This is a genomic window from Anaerococcus tetradius ATCC 35098, assembly GCF_000159095.1.
GTDB lineage: Bacteria > Bacillota > Clostridia > Tissierellales > Peptoniphilaceae > Anaerococcus > Anaerococcus tetradius.
This window is the reverse complement of sequence record NZ_GG666296.1, coordinates 1-8,407: the sequence shown is the minus strand read 5'-3', so window position 1 is coordinate 8,407 and position 8,407 is coordinate 1. Positions and strand designations below refer to the sequence as shown.

Here is an 8,407-nt window from a genome sequence, read left to right as displayed (position 1 = left end):
CTGCCTCTTTCGCTGTTTGCCAAGATAAAATAAAAAACCATTACAAGGAGTAATGGTCTTTGATGGTAGAAATCCTTAGGATTTCTGAGTTAAACAGCGAAAGTATATCCTTTCTCATCTAGTATAACAAGACAATGGCGATATGTAAAGTTTTTTCCGTTAAATTGAGTCTTTTATCCAAGTATTTTCTTTTACAGGAGCCTTTAAGTTATATTTTAAAAATATTTAAAAATAATCGGGTATATATTTCTAGTGAGGAGATAAAATGAAAACATTAATAGCTATAGATACAATTAAAGATTTCGAGGATTCTGTTTGCATGGGAGAGATTTTCAAGAAGACTTTATCTTCTAAGTCTTATCCAATTCCTTTTTTGGATGGTGGGGAAGGAACTATCGAGTCGATGAAGTTCATTTCTGGAGGAACTTACAAATATGTAAATGTACACAATCCACTTAATGAAGCAATTACAGCTAGGTATTTGTTGAAGGATGATTTTGCTACAATCGAGATGGCAGAGTCATCAGGTCTTTCCCTTCTTTACAAGGAAGACTTAGATGTTATGAATGCATCATCTTTGGGTTTGGGAGAAGTTTTTATAGATGCCCTCGATAATGGTGCTAAAAGTTTTTATATCGGTCTTGGAGATAGTGCTTGTAATGATATGGGTATGGGTATGCTTTATGCTCTTGGGGCAAGGTTTTATGATGAGGAAGATAATAGCCTAAGCCCTATCGCAAAAAATTTATCTAAGCTTAGAAGGATCGATATTGATAATGTTGATGAGAGATTTAAGAGAGCTAATATAATTATTGCCACTAGCAGCGAGATGACTCTTTTTGGTGATAACTCCTTTTTGGAATATAGGGCCTACAGGAAAGGGGCTAGTGATTATGATGTAGCAAGGCTTTTTAGGGGTTGTGAAAATTTTATAGCTAGGACCTCTGAACTTCTGGGTATAGGTCATGTCGATTTTCCTTCTCTAGGTTCTGGTGGCGGTTGTGCTTGGGCCTTGTTTACATATTTCAAGGCCAAGATTTCTAAGCCTATGGATTATATTTTGGAGAAGGTAAATTTTAGAGAAATGGTAAAGGATATGGATTTTATAATATTGGGAGAGGATTTGAGTCAATTTAATGCTTATTCTTCTATTTCTATGGCAAAACTTGCCAAAAGATATAATGATAGGGTTAAGATTATTTTCCTCCACAATGCAAGTGATAGGAAGCTTGATAATAGTGAGTATTTTGATTATATTTACGATTACGAGATGGCGAATAATCTTGATAGAAAATCTGTTCTTGAAGAAATAAAGAAAATAGCAAGAGATATAGATAAGACCTATATTAGAAATTCTGAAATCTAGTCTTAAAGCGGTACAATTATTGATTATGAGTATGAATTTTAAAAAATTAGGAGAAACAAAAGTGACGACAGCCTTGATGCTGGTGAATATTGCAGTTTTTATCATAATGACTTTACATGGAGGTAGTGAGGATATAGATAACCTTGTTCGCTTTGGAGCAATGGTTAAGCCCTTAGTTAAGCTTGGTCAATGGTGGAGGATATTTACAGCTGCTTTTATCCATATAGGTTTTTTTCATATTTTATTTAATATGTACTTCCTATATAGTATCGGGCCTTTGTTTGAGAAGCTTTATGGTTCTAGAAACTTTCTTATTATTTATTTATTGGCAGGAATAATGGGTAACTTATTCACCTATGCCTTTGCTAGCAACAACACAGTTTCTGCTGGAGCGTCTACATCCTTGTATGGGATATTTGGCCTTGCCATTGGTCTTATGATTAATTATAGGGATGATGATATTCTAAGGGGTCTTGGAGCAAGTTTTCTATCAATCATAGCGATAAATGTTGTTTATTCTTTGTTTGCAACTGGCATAGGCATCCAAGGTCATATTGGAGGTTTTTTGGCAGGAGTGATTTTAGCTGGTATTTTCCCAGTTGTGCATAGACAACTTCCTATGACTACTATAATAATTTCGCTTCTAGCCTTTGTAGTTTTATCCATTTTATTTATAATAATCGGCAATAAGAGTGTAGGGATTTAAGTTAAGATGAGAAAATATGGATTGGTATTAGCTTTGCTTTTTTTGCTAAGTGCTTGCTCTTTTCAATCTAGGGAAAGTTTTGAAAAGGAGCTTCTTAATAAGGAAAGCCAAAAAAAACCTATAAAGATGCCTGAGATTAGCTACAAGGATGCGATAAGCAAGAAGGATATAGAAAGAATCGACTTTGCAAAGCTCTATAAGAAGGCAAGTCTTTGTGATAGAAAAGCCATAGAAAGCTCTTTGGGTTTAATAAAGCAAATGGATTTTTCATCTAAGCAGCTAGGCTTTGTTATAAAAAAAGAAGATGATGGCAATATTTACCTAGATCAAGTCTATGATAAGGGTGGACTTGTTGAAGAAAGTCTTGCTTTATTGTCAAGGCCTGACCTAGATAGGGTTTTTGTAAAGGTCATAACTTTTGATTCAGACAGTGGGCCGATGCTTCTTGTAAGTGAATTTGCAATATATGAAAAAGAAACTTTAAGTGCTTATTATCTTTATGACAAGTACCTTAGTCAGATAGATTCCTTTATATTTTCCAATACTACTGACAAACTAGAGCCTTCTATTACTAGGCTTGGAGATGGTTTAGGGGAAGATGGAAAGAAAACAAAGGGAGATATCAAGAAGGCTATAGCAGAAAGGCTAAGGGCTGAAGAATCTCAACTAGCAGACCTATACATGACCTATGGCCTTAAAAAGGAGACTATTAGGGGCAAGGTCTTGGGAGAAGATATGGACATAGGTCATCTCATAAGTGGCAATCATAGCAAGGAAATATTATTTATAGAAAAGACAAAAGATAAAAATGGCAAAGATGTCATTACTATAAAATAGGAGAGAATATGGAAAGAAAAGACATTGAAGAAAGATTGAAATGGGATACTACATCAATTTACAAAAATGATGAGGATTTCTACAAGGATATAGAAGAAGTAAAAAAATTAGCCAAACTCCTTACAGGATTTAAGGGAAGGCTTACAAAGGATCTTGAAACTTTTAAGGAATTTATAAAACTCGATGAGAAATTTTCAAGAAAGATGGAGAAGGCTTATGTTTACGCCTCTCTAAGGTCTGACGAAGATACGAGGGTAACTAAATACCAAGAGATGAACCAAATAGCGACAAACACCTATGTATTGACAGGTGAAGCCCTATCCTTTGTAAGACCAGAACTTTTGGCAACAGATTATGAACTTATTAAGGAATACCTAGAAGATTCTGAAATATCTTATCTAAAGCATTATTTTGACGATATCTACAGATTCAAAGACCATACCCTAGATGAGAAAAGCGAGAAGATTATAGCAAGCTTTGCCAAGACTGGACAAAATCCTAGGTCAACCTATATGATATTTTCAAATGCAGATATGAGCTTTCCTCATGTTAACAAGGATGGAGAGGATATAGAAATTACTGATGCAAACTTTGTGAATTTGCAACAAGACAAGGATAGAAATTTCAGAAGAGAAGTTTATGAAAAATACTACAAAACTTACAGGCAATTTTCTAATACCCTAGCATCAACTCTTGATGGGGATTTTTCCGCTCACAACACAGAAGCGAAGCTTAGAAATTTTGATTCAGCTAGGCAAATGAGCCTTTTTGCTAACAATCTTTCTGAAGATATTTACGATAATTTGCTAGAAGTAGTTCATGATAATGCAGACATCCACAGGGATTATACAAGTCTTAGAAAAGAATTCTTAGGAGTGGACGATTTAGGTTTTCATGATATCTACATGCCTCTTGTAAAAGATTATGAGAGAAAAATAGATTTTGATGAGGCTAAGGAAATTGTCCTTGAAGCAATCAAACCTTTGGGCGAAGAATATGTCAAAGTTGCGAGAGAAGGCTTTGATACAGGTTGGTTCGATGTTTGTCCTAACAAGGGTAAAAGAGGGGGAGCTTACTCATCAGGTGCCTATGACACCCAACCCTTTATCCTTCTTAACTATACAAACACTATTGATGATGTCTTTACAGTAATCCATGAGCTAGGTCATTCTATGCACTCTTATTACACAAGAAGTACCCAAAAATACCAATATGGTTCTTATTCAATATTTCTAGCTGAGATTGCATCAACCACCAATGAACTTCTTCTCCTTGATTATTTACTCAAAAACTCTAAGTCAGAAGAAGAAACAGCTTATCTTCTAAATTACTTTGTTAACCAATTCAAATCAACAGTCTTTAGGCAAACTATGTTTGCAGAATTTGAACATAAGGTAAATAAATTAGTAGAAGCTGGCGAGGCAATTCCAGCAGAAAGACTTCACGGAATATACAAAGAGCTCAATGAAGAGCTTTTTGGTAAAGATATACAAGTAGACGAATATATATCAGCAGAATGGGCAAGGATTCCGCACTTTTATATGTTCTACTATGTCTTCCAATACGCTACAGGCTTCATGAGTGCTGTTGCCCTAAGCCAAAACATCCTTCATGGAACGGATGATCAGAGACAAGCATATCTAAACTTCCTAAAGGCTGGAGAGAGCGAATACCCAATAGAGGTGTTGAAGAAGGCAGGGGTCGATATGACTAACAAGGCTTCTATGCAAAAGGCTATGGATGTAGCAAGAAAAGCTTTAAAAGATTTAAGAGAAGCAATTCTATAAGAATTAAAGGCTAGGGCTAAGGCTTTAGCCTTTTTGTGTACTTAAAAACAAGTATTTTGGGTAAAACTAATATAAGATGTAAAGATTATTAAAGAAAAGAGCAGGCTATGACATACAGGAAGAGAAAATTAGAAATAATAAGAAAATTCCTCAATCCAGATTTAGTTATCGACGCTAGAAGGGTCTTTAGCAAGGATATTAAAAATGATAAAGAAACTTTGGAAAGTAGCATCCGCCTTGGTCAAAAGCTCAAAGAGCTTTTCGAAGACTTAGGACCGGTCTTTATTAAGTTCGGTCAAGTTTTATCAACTAGGAGAGATATATTTCCAGAAGCTATGATTAAGGAATTAGAAAAGCTCCAAGACGATGTCAAAGAAGAAGACTTAATTTACATAAAAGATACTATAGAAAAGGAATTTGGCCGAGCTGTTGAAGATATTTTCCTAGACTTTGATGAAAAAGCCCTCGCAGCTGGCTCTATTGCCCAAACCCATCTTGCCTATATAAATTATCAAGGCTCTATAAGAAAAGTAGTCGTAAAAGTTAGAAGAGAAGGTGTAGAAGATAGGGTTAGCGAAGACTTAAAGATTATGACAGATCTTTACAGGAGATTCAAAAACAAACTAAGTTTTATTCAATCCTTTGACCTAGGAGATGTTATAGAGGAATTTAAGCTATCCTTAAGCAAAGAGATTGATTTAGAATTAGAAAAAGAAAACATCCTCAAATATAGGGATGATAATAAGAGCCCAAGCGACTTTAGGGCACCCCTTGTCTTTGAGCCTTACTGTGGAAAGACTGTCTTAACTATCGAATACATAGAAGGTAAATCTATAAGAGAAGCCTACTCTAAGGACTCTGATACAAGGAAGATTCTCGCCCAAAGGATAATCAAGGCCTATAGCAATCAGATGTTTTCATATGGATTCTTCCATGCTGATCCACATCCTGGCAATATTTTTATAAACGAAAAAAATGACTTGTATCTCATAGATTTCGGCATAGTTTCTTCCTTATCCAAAAATCATAGGTACCAAATAATCAAAATTTTCCTTGGGGCAAGTCTCAATGAAGTTAGGCTTATAACCGATGCTATCATAGGCATGGGGCTTTTGGCTTTTGATAGCAAAAAAATACCTATATTCGAAAGAAGGATTCAAAAACTTTTAGACAAGTATATGGCGATGAACATAAGCCAACTTAAACTAGTGGAATTAATAAGTGACTTCTATAAGCTTCTTGTTGATTATTCTATAAAAATCCCATCAGAGCTTGCGAATTTTGCAAAAACCATTCTAACAGTAGAAGGCCTTATAGAAAAGCTAGTTCCTGAACAATCCTTCCTAGAACTTGCTATTCCCCTTGCCAAAGCAATGGCCCTAAAGCTTTTAAGCCCTGACCTTGTAACTGATAGACTCCTAAAAAACACCTACGACTCCTTTAGTCTTATAAAGGAATTACCAGAAACAAGCCTAAATATCCTCAGACAACTAGTAAGAGGAGATTTTGCTATAGTAGAGAAAAAGAGCGAAGAAGAATTCCAAGCCTATCAAAAAATAGAAAAAAACAAAACAAGAGCCCTAGCATCACTAGGACTAAGTTTAATCATATCAAGCCTTACAATAAGCCTTGTACTTTTGGGAATAAGAAACAAACTATTTGTAGGCCTCCTTTCAGGAAGTCTTCTCATGACACTAGTAATTTTCCTAATCCTTCTAATAAAGATTTTAAAAAAGGATAAGTAAGAAAAATTTAACTAAGCAAAAATTGCAAGAGGAGGATAAAAAGTAAGCAGAGAAAAAGCTTTTGGCAAAACCAAAAGCTTTTTTCTAGTCTTTAAAATAAGACTTCCATTTATTATCATAGGTCCAAGTATAATCACCTTTCTTGTTAGTATCCTTATAGTAATCGAAATCTTTCAAGAGTTTGTAGAAAGATTTGGCCATTAATATTAGGGCAACTACATTCGGAATTACCATAAGAGCATTGGCAGTATCTGCAACATTCCAAGCAAATTTCAAACCACCTATAGCCCCTAGATAGCAAAATCCTATATAAACATATTTAAAAAGAGAACTTGCTTTATCAGACTTGCTAAGATAGAAAACGGACCTTTGTCCATAATAGCACCAAGAAACAGCAGTAGTAAAAGCAAAAAGAATAAGGCTTATACTAACTATAAATCTACCCATAGGCAAAGATTTAGAAAATGCTGCTGCAGTAAGGCTTGCCCCAGACAAATTTGGATCAGTCCATAGGCCGGAAGTAATAATAACAAGGGCAGTCATTGTACAAATAACAAGGGAAGAAACAAAAACTTCCACAGCACCCCACATTCCTTGTCTAATAGGATGGTCAGTATGGCTAGAAGCATGAGCCATAGGTGCAGTACCAAGACCTGCTTCATTAGAAAAAATACCCCTAGCAAGTCCCCATCTAATTGACATAAGCACACCAGAACCACAAGCACCACCAAGCATGGACTTACCTGAAAAAGCATCACTTACAATAAGATACAAAGCATCTAGCAGATACTTTCTTTGAAGGAAAATAATGAGAATGGACCCTGCTACATAAAAAAGAGCCATAAAAGGAACAATTTTTTCAGCAAAAGCCCCAATCCTCTTAATACCTCCAACAAGAACCATAAGCATAAGAACAACTATCAAAATACCAGAAGTCCTCAAAGAAAGACCACACATATCATTAATTGACTCAGAAATGGAATTAGCCTGAACAAGACCACCAGTTCCAAGAATAGCAATAACAGAGAAAAAAGCAAAAAGCTTAGCTAAAATAGGTTTCTTCGCACCCTTGGAAATATAATACATAGGTCCGCCAACAAACTTACCCTCTCCATCAAGCTCACGAGTAGCAACAGCAAGACTAACCTCGCACATCTTAGTAGTCATACAAACAAGAGCAGCCATCCACATCCAAAAAATAGAACCAGGACCTCCGAACTCAATCGCAGTAGAAACCCCAATAATGGAGCCTGCCCCTATAGTACCAGCAAGAGCTGTAGAAACAGCCTGGAAGGGAGAAATGGAAGTATCAGTAGATCCATTATTAGCAGAAGGCTTGCCAAAAGTTTGGGAAAAAATATAAAAGAAATTTCTATAAACCCAAAATCTCGACCTAAAAATCAAATACAAGCCACCTAGAAACAAAGTAACAATCATGGGGTAGCCCCACAAAAAAGTACCTAGACGGCCATTTACTTCAATTAAAGTTTTAAACAAAATAATCACATCCTCTATAGTATATTTAATTACTATAAACTCTTTTTGGCAATTTGTAAACAAAAAAAGAAAAAAATATAGAAAAAAACCCTTGTATATATAGAAGAGATAAAAATAAAAAAAACATTTGACAAGAAGACTAGGTCATAGTATTATAAAAAGGCACGTTGAAAGACGTCAAATAAAAATAAATAAAAAATATTTGACAAAACAAATTCAAAGGTGTATATTAATATTAATGCGACACAAGAATAAAACTTGGAAAACATAAAAAAATCATCAAAAAATGAAAAAAAAAGTTGACAAGCAAAAAAATGTGTAGTATTATATAAGAGTCGCAAGACAAAAGCGACAACGAACCAAGATTAACATCGAAAGATGATAATCATAAAATTATATAGAATACAACAACAACCAAAGTTAATACTTTGAGTACAATGATTCTTATCGAAAGATAAGGACAAAATTT

At 34.9% G+C, this 8,407-nt stretch carries 6 protein-coding genes; 5 read left to right on the top strand and 1 reads right to left on the bottom strand.

The window, feature by feature from the left end:
• Positions 1 to 265 precede the first annotated feature (265 nt).
• The 5 genes from HMPREF0077_RS03150 (at position 266) to HMPREF0077_RS03130 (ending at position 6,441) form a co-directional block, all read left to right on the top strand.
• Positions 266 to 1,366, top strand: coding sequence for a glycerate kinase family protein (locus tag HMPREF0077_RS03150; RefSeq protein WP_004836505.1), 1,101 nt, complete (start codon positions 266 to 268; stop codon positions 1,364 to 1,366).
• Positions 1,367 to 1,391: 25 nt separating this feature from the next.
• On the top strand, positions 1,392 to 2,072 hold the full coding sequence (locus HMPREF0077_RS03145) for a rhomboid family intramembrane serine protease (protein ID WP_004836504.1): 681 nt from the start codon (positions 1,392 to 1,394) through the stop codon (positions 2,070 to 2,072).
• A 6-nt stretch (positions 2,073 to 2,078) separates the two neighbouring features.
• The gene (locus HMPREF0077_RS03140; RefSeq protein ID WP_004836503.1) at positions 2,079 to 2,909 is read left to right on the top strand and encodes a hypothetical protein; all 831 of its coding nucleotides are present in this window, start codon (positions 2,079 to 2,081) and stop codon (positions 2,907 to 2,909) included.
• Between the two features lie 8 nt (positions 2,910 to 2,917).
• Positions 2,918 to 4,696, top strand: a complete 1,779-nt coding sequence (pepF, locus tag HMPREF0077_RS03135) for an oligoendopeptidase F (RefSeq protein WP_004836502.1) — start codon at positions 2,918 to 2,920, stop codon at positions 4,694 to 4,696.
• 107 nt (positions 4,697 to 4,803) lie between these two features.
• Positions 4,804 to 6,441, top strand: a complete 1,638-nt coding sequence (locus tag HMPREF0077_RS03130; protein WP_004836501.1) for an ABC1 kinase family protein — start codon at positions 4,804 to 4,806, stop codon at positions 6,439 to 6,441.
• Between the two features lie 84 nt (positions 6,442 to 6,525).
• Here HMPREF0077_RS03130 and HMPREF0077_RS03125 read toward each other — a convergent pair whose 3' ends face one another.
• Positions 6,526 to 7,878, bottom strand: a complete 1,353-nt coding sequence (locus HMPREF0077_RS03125; protein WP_052588096.1) for an alanine/glycine:cation symporter family protein — start codon at positions 7,876 to 7,878, stop codon at positions 6,526 to 6,528.
• Between the last annotated feature and the right edge of the window lie 529 nt (positions 7,879 to 8,407).